This is a genomic window from Corallincola holothuriorum (assembly GCF_003336225.1).
Taxonomy (GTDB): Bacteria; Pseudomonadota; Gammaproteobacteria; order Enterobacterales; family Neiellaceae; genus Corallincola; species Corallincola holothuriorum.
This window is the reverse complement of record NZ_QPID01000004.1, coordinates 19,332-35,908: the sequence shown is the minus strand read 5'-3', so window position 1 is coordinate 35,908 and position 16,577 is coordinate 19,332. Positions and strand designations below refer to the sequence as shown.

At 49.0% G+C, this 16,577-nt stretch carries 10 protein-coding genes and 10 tRNA genes; 9 read left to right on the top strand and 11 right to left on the bottom strand.

Annotated features, from left to right (window positions below):
• Nucleotides 1-46 precede the first annotated feature (46 nt).
• The 3 genes from pyrI to DU002_RS07715 all read right to left on the bottom strand — a co-directional run bounded on the left by pyrI (nt 47) and on the right by DU002_RS07715 (nt 5,474).
• Entirely contained in the window at nt 47-505 is a 459-nt protein-coding gene (pyrI, locus tag DU002_RS07725; protein ID WP_199405196.1) for an aspartate carbamoyltransferase regulatory subunit, read from the bottom strand.
• A 10-nt stretch (nt 506-515) separates the two neighbouring features.
• Complete coding sequence (pyrB, locus tag DU002_RS07720; protein WP_114337802.1) at nt 516-1,439, bottom strand: aspartate carbamoyltransferase; 924 nt, start codon at nt 1,437-1,439, stop codon at nt 516-518.
• Between the two features lie 141 nt (nt 1,440-1,580).
• Entirely contained in the window at nt 1,581-5,474 is a 3,894-nt protein-coding gene (locus tag DU002_RS07715) for an ATP-binding protein (protein WP_158537996.1), read from the bottom strand.
• Nucleotides 5,475-5,633: 159 nt separating this feature from the next.
• Between DU002_RS07715 and DU002_RS07710 the strand changes: the two genes are divergently transcribed.
• The 3 genes from DU002_RS07710 (at nt 5,634) to nspC (ending at nt 8,837) form a co-directional block, all read left to right on the top strand.
• Complete coding sequence (locus DU002_RS07710) at nt 5,634-6,260, top strand: nitroreductase family protein (RefSeq protein ID WP_114337800.1); 627 nt, start codon at nt 5,634-5,636, stop codon at nt 6,258-6,260.
• A 156-nt stretch (nt 6,261-6,416) separates the two neighbouring features.
• Nucleotides 6,417-7,616, top strand: coding sequence for a saccharopine dehydrogenase family protein (locus DU002_RS07705; protein ID WP_114337799.1), 1,200 nt, complete (start codon nt 6,417-6,419; stop codon nt 7,614-7,616).
• Nucleotides 7,617-7,700: 84 nt separating this feature from the next.
• The gene (nspC, locus tag DU002_RS07700; RefSeq protein ID WP_114338070.1) at nt 7,701-8,837 is read left to right on the top strand and encodes a carboxynorspermidine decarboxylase; all 1,137 of its coding nucleotides are present in this window, start codon (nt 7,701-7,703) and stop codon (nt 8,835-8,837) included.
• Nucleotides 8,838-8,955: 118 nt separating this feature from the next.
• On the opposite strand, the gene DU002_RS07695 is transcribed toward nspC, so the two are convergent.
• The 6 genes from DU002_RS07695 to DU002_RS07670 all read right to left on the bottom strand — a co-directional run bounded on the left by DU002_RS07695 (nt 8,956) and on the right by DU002_RS07670 (nt 9,527).
• A tRNA-Ala gene (locus tag DU002_RS07695) sits at nt 8,956-9,031 on the bottom strand.
• A gap of 6 nt (nt 9,032-9,037) precedes the next feature.
• Nucleotides 9,038-9,113 (bottom strand) — tRNA-Glu (locus DU002_RS07690).
• A gap of 30 nt (nt 9,114-9,143) precedes the next feature.
• Nucleotides 9,144-9,219, bottom strand: a tRNA-Glu gene (locus DU002_RS07685).
• 27 nt (nt 9,220-9,246) lie between these two features.
• A tRNA-Glu gene (locus DU002_RS07680) sits at nt 9,247-9,322 on the bottom strand.
• 31 nt (nt 9,323-9,353) lie between these two features.
• A tRNA-Glu gene (locus DU002_RS07675) sits at nt 9,354-9,429 on the bottom strand.
• Between the two features lie 22 nt (nt 9,430-9,451).
• Nucleotides 9,452-9,527: transfer RNA gene (locus DU002_RS07670), tRNA-Ala, on the bottom strand.
• 296 nt (nt 9,528-9,823) lie between these two features.
• Between DU002_RS07670 and DU002_RS07665 the strand changes: the two genes are divergently transcribed.
• From DU002_RS07665 to DU002_RS07640, 6 genes are all read left to right on the top strand, one after another.
• Nucleotides 9,824-9,899, top strand: a tRNA-Val gene (locus DU002_RS07665).
• A 19-nt stretch (nt 9,900-9,918) separates the two neighbouring features.
• A tRNA-Val gene (locus DU002_RS07660) sits at nt 9,919-9,994 on the top strand.
• A gap of 24 nt (nt 9,995-10,018) precedes the next feature.
• A tRNA-Val gene (locus DU002_RS07655) sits at nt 10,019-10,094 on the top strand.
• 31 nt (nt 10,095-10,125) lie between these two features.
• Nucleotides 10,126-10,201 (top strand) — tRNA-Val (locus tag DU002_RS07650).
• 78 nt (nt 10,202-10,279) lie between these two features.
• A complete protein-coding gene (locus tag DU002_RS07645) occupies nt 10,280-11,446 on the top strand; it encodes a sugar ABC transporter substrate-binding protein (protein WP_114337798.1) in 1,167 nt (388 codons plus the stop codon).
• 17 nt (nt 11,447-11,463) lie between these two features.
• Nucleotides 11,464-13,407 (top strand): sensor histidine kinase, encoded by a 1,944-nt coding sequence (locus tag DU002_RS07640; RefSeq protein ID WP_114337797.1) that lies wholly within the window; start codon nt 11,464-11,466, stop codon nt 13,405-13,407.
• A 67-nt stretch (nt 13,408-13,474) separates the two neighbouring features.
• Here the strand turns inward: DU002_RS07640 and ligA are convergent, their stop codons facing one another.
• Nucleotides 13,475-15,493, bottom strand: coding sequence for an NAD-dependent DNA ligase LigA (gene ligA / locus DU002_RS07635; protein ID WP_114337796.1), 2,019 nt, complete (start codon nt 15,491-15,493; stop codon nt 13,475-13,477).
• Nucleotides 15,494-15,565: 72 nt separating this feature from the next.
• Nucleotides 15,566-16,561 carry a cell division protein ZipA gene (gene zipA, locus DU002_RS07630; RefSeq protein ID WP_114337795.1) on the bottom strand — a complete coding sequence of 332 codons (996 nt, stop codon included), beginning with the start codon at nt 16,559-16,561 and terminating at the stop codon, nt 15,566-15,568.
• Nucleotides 16,562-16,577: the final 16 nt, after the last annotated feature.

The window sequence follows — 16,577 nt, the reverse complement described above, 5'->3', positions numbered from 1 at the left end:
AGCCCGCTGTAGCGGGCTTTATTAATGACCAAGCAAGAGACTTAACTTATTTCAGTTCTTTGAACAGCCTTTCAGAAAAACTCTTTTCACAGTAGTGACATTTCAGCTTCACTTTTTCATGTTTTACGGCAACAAAAAATCGACTATTCACCGGTTCATCATGGCTAATACAATTACTGTTAGGGCAGCTTAGTACAGAAGAGATCTGCTCAGGCAGAGTCACGTGAAACTTATCAACCACTTGGTAGTTATCGATTAAGTTAACCGTCGCATTAGGCGCAAAAAGCGCTAACTGGTTGGCCTGTTCAGCAGTAAAAACATTATTTTCTACCTTAATAATGTCTTTCACCTGGCTATCGCCACTACGCAAATTCAAGCCGACGGTGATCCGTTCATTCCCATCGGTCAACTGAAAAAAGCGTAGGATGCGAACACCTTGCCCCGCAGGAATATGATCGATCACTGTGCCGTGAGCGATGGCTTCCACTGTCATTTTAGTTTCCATCATCATCTCCTTACAGTTGCTCACTTAATACCAGAGCTAATAAAGCCTGCCGGGCATAAACGCCATTCTCTGCCTGCTCGAAATAGTAAGCATGCTGAGTGCTATCAACATCATTCGTGATTTCATCGACACGCGGTAATGGGTGCAACACCTTCAACGTCGACTTGACCTCGGCTAACATACTGGCGCTAAGCACATAATTCGATTTCATATGCTGATATTCAGTGGGATCAAAGCGCTCTTTCTGCACTCGCGTCATGTAGAGAATATCCAATTCAGCCACCACCTCTTCAATGGTGCCCACCTTAGTAAACTTGACACCCGCATCCATCAGCTCTTCACACAGGTACTCCGGCATGCTCAATGCGTCAGGCGATATGAAATAGAACTCGCAATTAAATAGTGACAAAGCTTGTGCCAACGAGTGCACTGTTCTGCCATATTTTAAATCCCCAACGAAAGCGACTTTTAGCCCTTCCAAGGTGCCTTGTGTTTCATAGATGGTATAGAGATCGAGCAAGGTTTGCGTCGGATGCTGATTACTACCATCTCCCCCATTGATCACCGGAACGGCCGAAAATTCGGAGGCCAATCTTGCAGCCCCTTCTTTTGGATGCCGCATAAAGAAAGCGTCAGTATAAGAAGAGATAACCTTGACCGAATCAGCCAGCGTTTCACCTTTTTGGGCTAACGACGTATTGCCTGCGGTATCAAAGCCAATGACGGAGCCACCAAGGCGTTGCACAGCCGTCTCAAAAGATAAACGCGTACGAGTTGATGCTTCAAAAAAACAGCTGGCCACCACCTTATTCCGCAATAATTCAGGTTGAGGCTCACGCTTGAGCTTGTGGGCAGTGGCAACGATAAGTTCTAACTCATCTCGCGACAGATCAGAGATAGAGATAATATGCTTGTTATAGAGCGGGTTGGTCATTGTGCATCCCTTGGAGCGGTCCGGAACAGTACTTACCTGAAGGCCAGGTACAACCGGAGCGCAAGTATATCAAAAGCCAGACAAAGGCGTTAATGACTCCGCGCAATTGTCGGCAAATTTTCTGGCACGTCAGGCGGACAATCAGACTTTCAGTCGTTGCTCAATATTCAAGTAATGGATCTGGGCCTGCTCGTAGTCAAACGCATCTAATGACTCCAATAGAAGCTGACCATCAGCTTTCAACTCTGCGTCATCAGTGACCTGTATAAAGCGCTGCAATGGCGCCGTATCAACGTAATCATGACCAACCAGACTCTGCTTTACTAACGCTAAAAAATCTTGAATTTCATGGTCCGCTAGGGCTTCTTTTTGGTCACCGTCAGAGTTCACAAGCACTTTATTTGGCAGATAAGCTGCGTTAACACGACAAATGAAATCGTCCATCGCTCTTGCTATCTCCTGACGCTGCTCAATTAGCTCTCCTACACGCAGATCCGCGCTGGAAAGCGGCAAATTATCAGCAATTCCTCGCAAGCCACACTCCATTGCATCCGCATTTGCTGCAACGCCTCTCGCGCCAAGATTGCCAGCGATCCCCCGCAATGAGTGCATCTGCGCGATCAAAGATCCAACGACAGTTTCTGATGTGTGAGCGAAATCGACCGCTATCAAAGCTTGCAACATCCCTTGCCACTGCTTTGCAAGCTGAGCAACTAAACGCTGATACATCTCATGATCCTGCCCACATTGCGACAAACCGATACTTATTTCGGTATCAAGTTCAGTACTAACCGCCGCAACGGGCGGCACGGGTGTCGAAGTGGTGTCGGCCGATAACGCCTTTTCCCCTAGCTTGTCTAAGATCTGATGATATAAATCAGCTTGCCGGACAGGCTTGGATATATAGCCAGACATACCAACCGTCATGGCTCTCGTTTGCTCATCCGGCATCGCGTTAGCCGTCAAAGCAACGATGGGCGGCGGCTTTTTATGCTGCAAAAGAATCGCTTGTGTTGCCTGATAACCATCCATAATTGGCATCTGGATATCCATAAACACGAGATCATAGTTTGCGGATGAGAGCTTAGCGACCGCCTCTGCACCGTTATTCGCAACGGTGACTCTTGCGCCTAACCGCCGTAACATACCCACTGCCACCTCTTGGTTAATCTGGTTATCATCCACCAGTAAAATGTGGCAATCCAAAGGCTGAAACTGCTGATGAACACGTGCTTGAGGCTGATTAGCGGGCCGTTCCGAAGTCACCGGCAGATGCAATCGAAACTGAAAGCAACTACCAACATTGGGCTGGCTCTCTACCGTTATATCACTGCCCATCAAATTGATAATTTGCTTACAAATAGTCAGCCCCAAACCAGTACCGCCAAATTGACGTGTGGTTGTGCTATCGGCCTGTGTGAAGGGAGTAAATAAACGCGCGACTTGTTCACCATTCATACCAATGCCGGTATCTCGCACAGTTAAGTCAATAACGGCTGTCGTTTCACTCTCCTGTTGCAACTCACAGCCCAACACCAGACCTCCACGGCGGGTAAATTTCACCGCGTTGCCGAGCAAATTGACCAACACTTGTCGCAACCTTAACGGATCAACCATCATGGTAGGCAGCGCTTTAGGCATATCACAGGTAAAGCTGAGTCCTTGCTGACTGATGGCCTGCTCAAATATCTCACCGGTCTCCATTAGTAGCACGCGTAAATCAGTCGCTTCCGGACTTAACGTTAGCTTGCCAGCTTCAATCTTAGAGTAATCAAGAATGTCATTAATAATCGAAAGCAAGTGCTCTGTAGAGCTTTGTACGCGCTGCAAGTATTTGCTCTGCTGAGCTGAAAGTTCATCGCTAAGCAGCAGTTCAACCAGGCCAACAATCGCATTCATCGGCGTACGGATCTCATGACTCATATTTGCCAGAAAGTGGCTTTTAGCTTCGGTGGCAGCTTCCGCGGCAACCGTGGCTTCTTTCAGTGCTTGCTCTCGTTCAATCCGGTCAGTGACATCCTGGTAAGTGCCAAGCACACCGATCACCTGACCTTGCTTGTTACTCAGGGGGATCTTCGAGGTTTCCAGCCAGCTTGTTTTGCCATCTGCACGAGTTTGCGGCTCCAGATAGTGCAGTTTTGCTTCTCCGCTGGCAATCACGGCGCGATCATCGTCCTGAAAGTTGCTCGCAACATCATGCCAGACCAGATCAAAGTCGCTTTTACCGACAATTTCCGCAGACGATGCAACATGGGCGTCGGCAGCAAATAGGCTATTGCACCCGAGGTAATTCAATTGCGTGTCTTTCCAAAACACCCGCGCCGGTATAGCGTCTAATACTTTGTGCAACAGTTGCTGCGACTCGGTCAAACGGGTATTGGCATCCCTTAACTGCACTGTGCGGTCCTGGATCTGTGCATCCAACTGGCGGTTGTGCGTTGCGATTTGCTCACTTTTGTCCTGGATTGCGGTAGCAAGCTTTTGGATCTCCATTGGTGAATCACTGAATAGATCTTTTTCCAGGCCGTCTACATCCCCAGACAAAGCGCTTTGCGCCAAACGTTCAATGGGGCGGGTCGTGCGGTGAGCAAACCAGCCTGCAAAGCCCAATACAACCAAGCTTCCTGCGAAAATCATCGCAAGAAATAGAATATATCGTTGCTGGTTATCTGCCAGCTCCAACTGATAGTCACGCATCACCAAGACTCGCCAGCGGTTGTCTAATTCAACCTCGGAGTAAAGATATTGCGCGGCACCAGGCTCCTCACTCAACTTAAGAGAGGGCAAGCCGAAGATATTAGCCCGCCGATTAAGCTCGGAGATTGGGGCAGCGGAAAAAGCCTGCAGTCTTAGGTTGTCAGCAGCGAAAAGTGTTCGACCTTCACCGTCCAAAATCAGCCAAAGATAATCCTTTTGTTGCTGCAGCTGCTCCCAACTGCCCAAACGATAGAGGTTCATCGATCCTTCAACGATCCCTTCAAATTTATTATCCCTAAGGATCGGGGCACTGATAGCAACAATCACGTCATTGCCAAACCCGCGACCTTGGATCGCACCGGAAATAAATGACTCACCTGTATCTCGGGGGACACGAAAATAACGCCGATCACTGACATTGTGGGAGCCTTCACTCTCATGGGAAAGCTTCATCAACGAGGCCGGACTGGCGTTGATGATATCTCCGACCTCATCACTGATAAACATGGTTAAAAAACTGGGACTGGCACGATGCATTGACCGTAATAAATTATCTCTGTCCGACGGCGAGTTCTCATTACTACCAAAAAATTCCGCCAACGCAGTGACTTGACGTTTGCTAACCAGCAACTGTGTATCTAACCCTTGCACCAAGTTTTGGGCATAGCTGGTCATTTCTCGCTGTAAAGCAGTGGCTCTATTATTGACTTCCACTTGTTCAACCACTAACCCCGCCAATAGCACCACGGCGAACATAACACTAAGTAGACTCTGCGAGATTTGGCGTCGAAAGGTTCGCGTTTCACTGGTTCTCACGACCAACAATCGCTTCAATACCGGAATGGATAGCAGTGCCATCGCAATAATGGCGTATGCGGCACCATTCACGGCTTGCTTTATCAACACATGGATAATGTATTCAGGAGCGATAGGATTGATGAAGATAATAATAATGCCGGTCGCCGGCACGCCAACAAAAAGCCAATAGGCCAAATCAGCAAACAGCAGATTTATCTTTCTACGTACCAATACCGAGACAACAAACGCTTCCAAGGTGAACGTCAGCAGTACATAGGGATTATCCCAGTTTTGCCATAACGACAACGCAGCAATAAAGGCGCACAATCCAACCACTAAAGGTCGGCAGCGATATACCAGCAACAAAGGAAACAGGTTGCCACAAACCAGCTCGATATTGCCAAACACCGGCAGCGTATAGCGATACGCCACTGCGCCCATAAACGCCATCACGACAAACCAAAAACTCTGCTTATGGATCAATCGGCTAGTTCCGCTATCTGGCATTTGTTGCTCATCAATCTCGCTAGGTTCAGGCATCTGATCCAATCTATCGATAGCCTCCATTTTATCAAGCAACCAACGACCTGCTAGCCAAGAAACGAGAGCCAAGTCACCGCATGTAATTATGCTGTGAATAAAGCACCTGTACTAAGCTTGCTCTAACCGACCAAACAGACAACGATGTAAGCACGCACGATGCTATTCAAAACATCCTACACCGCCGACTTCTCCAACCGAGACGCAGATGATGGCGTGAGTGATATTTTCTCGCACCGCTGGTCACCGCCGGCCTTTCGCAAACAAACAATCCCACCGCATGTATTAACCACCATATTCGATGCTGCAAGGTGGGCACCGAGTTGCTTTAATGCGCAGCCTTGGCGCTTTATCACTAATCAGAATGAAAAAGATTTCGATACGTTTCTTTCTCTGCTTGTAGACAGTAACCAAACTTGGGCTAAACACGCTTCGGTGATCGGCTTTGTTATTGCCCAACGCCACTTCCCTACCAATGGTAAAACCAACGAGTGGGCACAATTTGACTGCGGAGCAGCATGGATGTCGATGACATTACAAGCCGCGATGTTTGGCCTCTACAGCCATGGTATGGGTGGAATAAAGAAGCAAGCGGTCTACGCCGCCTTAGCAATACCAGAGGATAAATATGAAGTAGTATGCGGATTTGCTATCGGTGCAATGGCGCCACCCGAAACGCTACCTGATGAGCTAGCCAAACGGGAACAGCCGAGTGAACGCCTGCGACTCACTGACGTTTGGCATTGCGGTAAATTCAATGACACAGAAACAGAGTTTAGTAAGTAATAAAAAACCGCGATCGACAGTGTTTTTAACTAGAATTTTCATGATTTAGTGCTAGGATGCGCGTTTTTAAAGCACCTCTTTTTCAGGGGCTTTCTGGACAGATGAGTGAGCTTTGCTAACTTCTCGAATTAGTGACGTTTAATAAGGTGATAACCTATGTCTCGGGTATTAATTATCGGCGCCGGTGGCGTTAGTTCTGTAGTCGTTAAGAAATGTGCCATGCTGCCGCAATATTTCTCTGAAATTTATCTGGCTAGCCGCACCGTCAGCAAATGCGAAAAACTGCAGCAAGAAGCAGGCAAAGACCGCGTAAAAGAGGTATTTGCTGTTGATGCTGACAACGTGCCTGAATTGGTCGCTTTGATTAACAAAGTAAAACCAGCCCTAGTCATTAACGTCGCTCTGCCATATCAGGACCTAACAATCATGGATGCCTGCCTAGAGACAGGTGTTCACTACTTAGATACGGCTAACTATGAGCCGAAAGAGGTCGCCAAGTTCGAGTACTCATGGCAATGGGCATATCAAGACAAGTTCAAACAAGCGGGCCTAATGGCACTGTTAGGATCAGGTTTTGATCCAGGCGTAACCAACGTTTTCACCGCTTACGCCGCGAAGCACTATTTTGATGAGATCCACTACTTGGATATCGTTGATTGTAACGGTGGCGATCACGGCCAAGCGTTTGCTACTAACTTCAATCCCGAAATTAACATTCGTGAAATTACTCAACGCGGTCGTTTTTGGGAAAATGGCGAGTGGAAAGAAACCGACCCCATCTCCGTGCGTGAAGATCTCGATTACCACGGTATCGGTAAACGTGCATCCTACCTGTTGTTCCACGAAGAGTTGGAGTCACTGGTTAAACACTTCCCAACCCTGAAGCGCGCACGCTTTTGGATGACCTTCGGCGACGCTTACCTGACTCACCTGCGCGTGCTTGAAGGTATCGGTATGACGTCGATTGAACCAGTGGAGTTTCAAGGCCAGCAGATCGTTCCTCTTGAGTTCCTCAAAGCAGTCCTGCCAGATCCTGGCTCGTTGGCGGAAGGTTATACCGGCCAAACCTGCATCGGCACCTACATCACCGGGGTTAAAGATGGCCAAGAGAAAACCATCTTTATCTGGAACAACTGCGAGCATGCCATATGCCACGAAGAAGTGGGCGCTCAAGCCGTTAGCTACACCACGGGTGTACCGGCAATGATCGGGGCCTCGTTGATGTTAGATGGCAACTGGATGCAGCCAGGTGTTTGGAATATGGAGCAGTTTGATCCCGATCCCTTCATGGAGCGCCTTAATCAATATGGCCTGCCATGGCAGGTGATTGAGTGTGATTCTCCTTTTAGCAAATAGCGATATCCGTTGTTGGATATAAAGTAAAGACGAGGGGAAGCATGAGGCTTCCCCTGTTGTTTTCTGTATTGAAGGTCAATGGCGATGAATAAACCGTTTCACTCAGCCGATATTCCCTCCCCTTGCTACGTCTGCGAAGAAGCCAAACTTGAAACCAACCTGCAACTGATGCAGCGCGTACAACAAGAAAGTGGTGCCAAGATCATTCTGGCACTGAAAGGCTTCTCCATGTGGAGTACCTTCCCGCTGGTGAAGCAATACTTACCAGGTTGCACCGCCAGTTCCGTATGGGAAGCCAAGTTAGCGAAACAGGAGTTTGGTGGCGAAGTTCATGCCTACTCGCCTGCTTATAAGCCTGCCGATATAGATAAGCTACTCAGCTTAGTCGAGCATATCTCGTTCAATAGCTTAAGCCAGTGGCAACGTTATAAAGATAAGGTAAGCGCAAGTGGCGTCACCGCTGGTCTAAGGATTAATCCTCAGCATCAGGAAGCCGATACCGAGCTATATGATCCCAGTGCTCCAGGCTCTCGCCTTGGTGTGCTTGCGGCAGATCTCAACGGTGTAGATTTGAGCGGAATAGAAGGTTTTCATGTACATAATCTGTGTGAATGTGATTCCTATGCGTTGCAACGAACCTTAGCCGCCGTCGAAGAAAAGTTTGGTCACCTGCTGCATCAGATGAAATGGTTAAACCTTGGTGGTGGTCACCTGATGACCAGAGATGGCTACGATGTCGACCATCTTATCGCACAACTAAAACGGCTAAAGCAGCAATATGATCTGGAGATTATTTTAGAACCCGGGTCAGCTGTGGCTTGGCAAACTGGGCCGCTTGTCTCAGAGGTCGTAGATATAGTAGATAACGAAGGCGCTATCGCTATTCTAGATATCAGTGCAACGGCACATATGCCTGATGTATTAGAGATGCCCTACCGCCCTGCTATCACTGATGCAGGTGAGCCCAATCAACACACTTATAACTACAAATTAGGTGGCAACTCCTGTTTAGCTGGCGATGTCATTGGCGTATATAGCTTCAAAGAGCCCCTTAAACCCGGCGCCCGCGTCATCTTTGAAGATATGATCCATTATACCATGGTCAAAACAACCTTCTTCAATGGCGTAGAACATCCAAGCATCGGAATTTTGCGCAAAGATGGCGAGTTTGAACTAATTAAGCAGTTCAATTATGAAGAGTTTAGGGACAAGTTGTCATAGATAGTTTGGTGGTATAAGGAGGCTCGTTTCACGAAACAGTCTCCCAGATTTATATCCGAGCAACTTAATAACATAAGCTGCAAAAACAAAAAAACCACTCAATAGAGTGGTTTTTTTCTGGTGGAGCTAGGCGGGATCGAACCGCCGACCTCTTGCATGCCATGCAAGCGCTCTCCCAGCTGAGCTATAGCCCCGAATAATGGCGTCCCCTAGGGGATTCGAACCCCTGTTACCGCCGTGAAAGGGCGGTGTCCTAGGCCTCTAGACGAAGGGGACTAAGCAAACTGGTAAACTGGTGGAAAGTAATGGCGTCCCCTAGGGGATTCGAACCCCTGTTACCGCCGTGAAAGGGCGGTGTCCTAGGCCTCTAGACGAAGGGGACCCGGAACTTTCTTTGTTGTTATGTAAGTGGCGTCCCCTAGGGGATTCGAACCCCTGTTACCGCCGTGAAAGGGCGGTGTCCTAGGCCTCTAGACGAAGGGGACTAGACGTACTTACATAACGGCTTTAATGGAATGGCGTCCCCTAGGGGATTCGAACCCCTGTTACCGCCGTGAAAGGGCGGTGTCCTAGGCCTCTAGACGAAGGGGACGCAACAATACACATTAAAACTTTGGTGGAGCTAGGCGGGATCGAACCGCCGACCTCTTGCATGCCATGCAAGCGCTCTCCCAGCTGAGCTATAGCCCCACACATGCATCTCAGTTAATAGCAGCACAAAGCAACTGTTCTGCCCCGAAACGCGAGGCGCATTCTATGCAGCCCCCCTAAGCATGTCAATGATTTTTTTGTTCTCAAGGCTGACATATTCCTGCGACTGAAAAATTAGACAAATATCGTCCAACCTGCTGATTAAATGAACGTTTTACCTCCTAACGTAGCAAATTCAAACGATTAGCCTAAACTTTGCCCAACTCGTCATATGCCCTTCATAAATCAGTTGACAGAAAAAAGAGCCTGCCTATAATACGCGTCCTGTGAACGATGGGCGGTTAGCTCAGTTGGGAGAGCATCGCCCTTACAAGGCGAGGGTCACTGGTTCGAGCCCAGTACCGCCCACCATCTTTCACATACTCAAAGTGGGCGGTTAGCTCAGTTGGGAGAGCATCGCCCTTACAAGGCGAGGGTCACTGGTTCGAGCCCAGTACCGCCCACCACTTTGAGCTGCAAGATACCAAGATGGGCGGTTAGCTCAGTTGGGAGAGCATCGCCCTTACAAGGCGAGGGTCACTGGTTCGAGCCCAGTACCGCCCACCACTCTTGGCCTGCAACACAATATTGATACAGTGGGCGGTTAGCTCAGTTGGGAGAGCATCGCCCTTACAAGGCGAGGGTCACTGGTTCGAGCCCAGTACCGCCCACCACTTCATCAAGAAAAACCCTCTCTTTATTTCAAACATCTATACTTTGCCTAAGATCTCGAATTTATCAGGGATATCTATATGGCAAATTGGTGTTTTCTGCTGCTCTTCATTAGTTTTAGCTCCCAAGCCGTTGAACTCATGCTTTGGCATCAAAAAGAGGAAGCTAAACTTTGGCTGCCAAACGTTGCCAAAGAATATGAAGAGAAAACGGGTGTAAAAATCAATGTCGCCTTTTTACCAACAGGAGAGTTAAAAACCACACTGGTTCGTTCAGTGATTGATGGCACCGCGCCTGCCATGGCTCTTGTGCCTTCTGACTTCATCGGTGATCGAGGCAAACTGCAGTTGTCCACCGTAGACGCATCACTCCTCTCCCCTGCACAAACAAGTGAGTCACTGGCGACCGTCATGTTTGACGAAAACTATTATGGGGTTCCGCTACAAGGCGGTAACCACTTGCTTCTGTTCTACAACAGAAAATTTGTCCAACAGCCGGCGGCCACCTGGCAACAACTCATCACACAAGCAAAAGCGCTGCGCGAAATCAACGTACAACCGATTGGCTGGAAGTATGGTGAAATGTATTGGTTCTGCGCATTTATACCACCGTTCGGTGGCTTTCCTGTTGCCGATAATAGGGTCACCTTGGATACCCAAGCAGTGAGAGATGCCCTCACCTTCTATCGTAATCTATCGCGAGAGGGGCTGATTGATCCCAACTGTGACTACGATTGCAGCTTTGATCGCTTTAAAAACGGTGAATTCGCTTACGCCATCAACGGTGATTGGGCATTTAAGGAAACAGCCAGCGCACTAGGCGATGATTTTGGCATTACCTTGCTGCCCACGATCAACGGCAAACCGATACAACCTATGTACGGCACTTTATCGCTGGTCTATCCCGGATATTCGCTTAATAGCCCTGCTGCCGAAGCAATTAAGGGCTTTTCCAGCTATCTGCAGTCGCCAGAGATGCAACAGCGATACTATGATGATTTGGGTGCTCTGCCTGTTAACGAACAGATTGTTGCCAAAATCAAAAGTAGCGCATCGCCTGAAATGCAGATACTTTTAAAGCAGCTGGAACTCGCGCGAGGGGCGCCTCCTACACCGGCGATGTCAGCGGCATGGTTAGGGATGAGAAAAGGGTTCGCGCTTTTTATTGATGGCCACGGCAGCGCAGAAGAAGCTACAGCGCTGATGCAAAGATTCTCCGAACACGAATTGCAGAAAAATAGCCAATAAAACACTGAGGGATCCAAATGCAGTTTAATAGGGGTCGTTCGCTACGCGGGACATTAAGTTGGATCATTTTAAGTGCCGCTTTGATCCCCACTCTGCTGACTTCATACTACTTGATTGATCGTTTTCAACGCGTAGCAGAAGAGACGGCATTTAGCTCACTCAAACTCACTGCCAATGTTCTCGCCAACGACATTGAGCGCGCCTATCAGCTACTTTTCGCCAGTTTGCACAATACCAGTCAAGATCCTGATGTTATCTATGCGGCATACACTGGAGTTTTTGGTCCAAAAGCAAAACTAAAGCTAGCCGCCCTCAGTGAGATGCACCCCGCTGCCTACGGCATTTTTTTAGTCGATAAATCTGGCTGGCCAGTTGAGGTTGTTCCAACCAGCTTTGAGCTCCTGCCTTTGGATCCGCTTAATTCTGAGATAGAACAATTTTTTGCCGATCCAGTTAATGCTACGCAGAAAATTACCGATCTCAACGATGTCGCCTACCTGGATCGTATCTTTAGTCTGAAAGAAAAAGATCGAAAAATCATCTCCCGCACCAGTGATCACATGTTTGTCGTCTACTCACCGCTGTGGGTATCGGCTGTCGATCGCGCGGAAGCCCACGAGCTTGTGGGGGCCATCATCGTGCTGTTACCTGTCCACGCCATTTTCGAAAACGCGAATACACTGCTTAAGCAAGCTGGTTCTGGACAAATAGAGATGCTGGATATTTTAAGCGATGACTCGCTACTCAGGCTGGAAGCACAACATATCGCCACCGACGACTTTCGCACCATACAGATACCACTGAAACTAAGCCATCAACATACACCCATTGAAATTGTCATGGGTATCGATCGCTCACAAGCACTTGCCTCCGTTAAGGATCTGGAGCTGCAACAGTGGACCATCGTCAGTATTTTAGCGCTGTTATTCGCTGGCATCGCGCTATTTGCATCTCGTCGCCTGGTAAAGCCTTTACTCAAGATCAGTGGCTTGGTTGAACGATACGCCAAAGCAGATTATCACGCACAAACCTTGAAGCTTCCTTTTATCGAACTTCAGCGCATTGCCCTGGTGCTCGACCAAATGGCCGAGCGGATCCAGGATGATCAAAGAGAATTAGAGATGCGGGTGGCCAGTCGAACCCGTGAGCTACAAACCACCAATGAAGAACTCACTTCAACCATGGAAAGGTTGAGAGCAACACAAGACCAGCTAGTCGAAGCGGAAAAGATGTCGCAATTGGGGCAGTTGGTCGCAGGCGTCGCTCACGAGATCAATACCCCAGTAGGCGTCAGCGTAACCGCTGCAACCCTGCTGCAAGATGAAATGACACAGCTAAACAAAGCCGCCGGCGAGAATCAACTCACTCGTTCAGGGTTAGAGCAACACATAGATAAGACGACACAATGTGCTGAGATGATCCTATCCAACCTCAACCGCGCGGCTGAGTTAATCCGCAACTTTAAAGAGGTGGCAGTTGACCAAAGTAGTGAACAAAAACGCTTCTTCGTCCTGCTAGACTACATCAAAGATCTGCTCACCAGTCTCTCCCCAGAGTTTAAAAATCATAAAGTAGAGATAACAACCACCGGCGATGAAAGCCTGACCTTAAACAGTTACCCAGGTGCATTCAGTCAAGTGTTGACCAACATGATAGTCAACTCCGTTCGGCATGGGTTCGATCCGCAGCAACAGCATCATATCTCCATCCACTTCCATACTGATACGGAAAATCTGATCTTGGACTATCAGGACGATGGTAAAGGTGTAGAAGAGAAAGCCTTGAAGCGGTTATTCGACCCTTTCTATACCACCCGACGCGCATCCGGCGGCACGGGGTTAGGGCTGCATATCGTCTATAACGTTGTACGCCAAAAACTAGGCGGCACGATCCAGGCATCCAGTCAGATTGGTCATGGTGTGCGCTTTCAACTCACTTTGCCTCTGAATCCGCCCGATTAAATGCCATACACGGACTCTCAATCGGGCTATTTCTGATATTCATAGCCTAGGTATACCCACCAGCTATCTACACCTGATGCTCGGTAAACAGCGTAATCAGCGCCTGTTCATCCAGCACCTTTATTCCCAGATCCTGCGCTTTAGTCAGTTTGGATCCGGCTGCATCCCCCGCTACCACGCAATGGGTTTTCTTCGACACACTGCCAGCTACCTTAGCACCTAAGAGCTGCAGCTTTGCTTTCGCCTCGCTACGCCCTAATTGGCTCAATGTGCCGGTTAATACCCATGTTTCACCTTCAAGTGGCTGCGCCGACGCTTCCCGTACTTCAACGTCAGGCCAATGCAGTCCGACTGCCAGCAAAGCTTCGATCACTTCAAGATTATGCGGCTGTTTAAAGAAGGTAACGATATGGTGGGCGACGATTGGCCCGACATCAGGCACTTTGAGCAAGGTAGCTTCATCTGCAGCCATCACTTCATTGAGCGTACCAAAATAGTTAGCTAAATTGAGTGCGGTGGCCTCCCCCACTTCCCGAATACCAAGAGAAAAAAGGAACCGCGGCAATGTCGTTTGCTTACTCTGTTGCAGCGACGCGATTAAATTTTCTGCCGATTTACGTCCCATGCGGGGTAAACCGGAGAGTTCCACGATAGACAGTTTAAACAGGTCTGCAGGGCTGGCTATCAACCCCTCATCAACCAATTGCTCAACTAACTTATCGCCCAGCCCATCAATATCCATCGCCCGCCGCGCAGCGAAATGCTTAATCGCTTCTTTGCGTTGCGCACCACAGTAGAGTCCGCCGCTGCAACGGCTAACGGCCTCATTTTCGGCGCGTTCGACAACTGACTCACAAACCGGACAAGTCGTTGGAAATGAAATGGTTCTGGCATCTTCAGGGCGTCGGTCAGCAACCACGGCAACAATTTGTGGGATCACATCCCCTGCACGCCGCACTATAACGGTATCCCCCACCATCACACCAAGACGGGCGATCTCATCAGCGTTATGTAAGGTGGCGTTAGACACGGTAACACCGCCAACAAACACAGGCTGCAATCTGGCAACCGGCGTGATCGCCCCGGTACGTCCCACCTGAAACTCGACATCTTGCAGCAAGGTGATCTCTTCTTCGGCAGGAAACTTAAACGCCGTTGCCCAGCGCGGTGCCCGAGACACAAAACCAAGGCTGTTTTGCTGGGCCAAGCTGTCGACCTTCAACACCACACCATCTATCTCATAGGGCAAAGCGGCGCGCCGCTCCATGATGTCGCGATAGTAAGCAATAACATCATTTTGGCTGTCACGACGTTTCACTTCCGGACTCACAGGCAGCCCCCATGACTTCAGCTGCATTAGCTGCTCATAGTGACTACTGACAGCCGCATAGTCCCCCTCGATGACACCGGTAGAATAAGCATAAAAAGCCAATGGGCGCTTTGCCGTAATGCGGCTGTCCAGCTGCCTTAAACTACCCGCGGCAGCATTACGAGGATTAGCGAACTGCTTTTCATCGCGCTGCCGCGCACGCTGATTAAGTGCATCGAAACCAGCCTTCGGCATAAAAACTTCGCCACGCACTTCTAGGCGTGGGGGAAAATCATCACCTCGCAACTTCAAGGGTACAGAGGTGATCGTCTTAGCATTGGCGGTGATGTTCTCTCCGGTCTGACCATCGCCACGGGTGGCAGCCCGAACTAATCGTCCATTTTCATAAAGTAAGCTAACCGCTAAACCATCCAATTTCGGCTCGCAACAAAAACTGAACGCGGCACCATCCAAGCGCTCTTCGATACGGTTGGCGAATGCCACAAAGTCCTCATCATTGAACACATTGTCCAATGACAACATAGGCACTTCATGGGCCACCTGCTCAAAAGCCGCCAACGCCTGTCCACCCACTTTTTGCGTCGGCGAATCAGACTGCAACAACTCAGGGTGCTGCTCTTCCAACACGCGTAAACGTTGCATAACGCGATCATATTCCGCATCTGGCACCGTCGGCGTATCCAGCACGTAATATTGATAATTAAACTCTTCTATCTGCGCGCTCAGCGCTGCCATTTCCGATTGTATATCCGACATCGGTAACCCTGCTTCAAAGTGTTAAGTGAAAAAGCCTCCATAACGGAGGCTTTTCTTAAAAAGAGAAGATAATTAGACGCTAAGCAGTTTCTTACGCTCGAACTCGCGGATCCGCTCCTGATAATGCTGGATCTTCTGCTTAGTCAGCACATTTCGCTGATCATCAAGCACCTGCCCGCGCATCTCTGCGGCCAACTGTTCCGCGGCTTTTAACATCAAGCCAAAGTTTTTCTGCGCTTCGCCATAACAGGGCAGCGTCATAAACAGCGAGATCCCCTGCGTATTAAAGCTTTCCATCGACTCTGGATCAAACGTACCCGGTTTCACCATATTCGCCAGGCTGAACAATATTGGACCGGTGCCTGCTGGCGACTGATGGCGATGGAAAATAGACATTTCACCAAACTTTAAGCCCAAGGTAAGCAAGCAAGGCAACATTACCGCGCCTTCAAGTGTCCCCGAGGGACCAGCAACCACATTCAGAACCAACACATCCTGTGGCTCTCCCAATGGTTCATCGTCGGCCGCAGGCGCTTGCGCAGCTTCGTTAGCGGCTGGCTTATCGATAGCCGCAGAGCTCGGTTGCGACTCTGGCTTGATCTCTGCCACTTCCTCAACTGGCTCAGCAAACAGATCCACTTGTTCTGTTAATTCTGGGGCAGAAGTCGGCTCTGAAGAAACCTTAGGCACAGTGAAGCTCGGTTCAACTTTTTCTGCCTTAATCGAGGCCTCAGTAAAACCAGCGTTACCGGCTCCTGAAACTGCGATGCCCGGTTCAACCCGCTGCTCAACGTCACTTTGCAGTGCTGCATCCGTTGGAATACTTTGCTGTTGAATACTCTCATCATCAGCACTGCCAAGCACTCGCACTTTGCCAATACCATCTTGGTCAAAACCATCAGACACTGACGAAGACTCAGCACCGGATGCAACATCAGGCACGCCGACGTCGCCCTGATGTATCCTATGATTGCTATTCTGCTTACGAATAGACCAGAGGCCATGAATAAGAATCGCGCCAATGGCGATAGCCCCAATAATGATGAGAATGATACGAAATCCTTCCATATACACACTTGCTTTT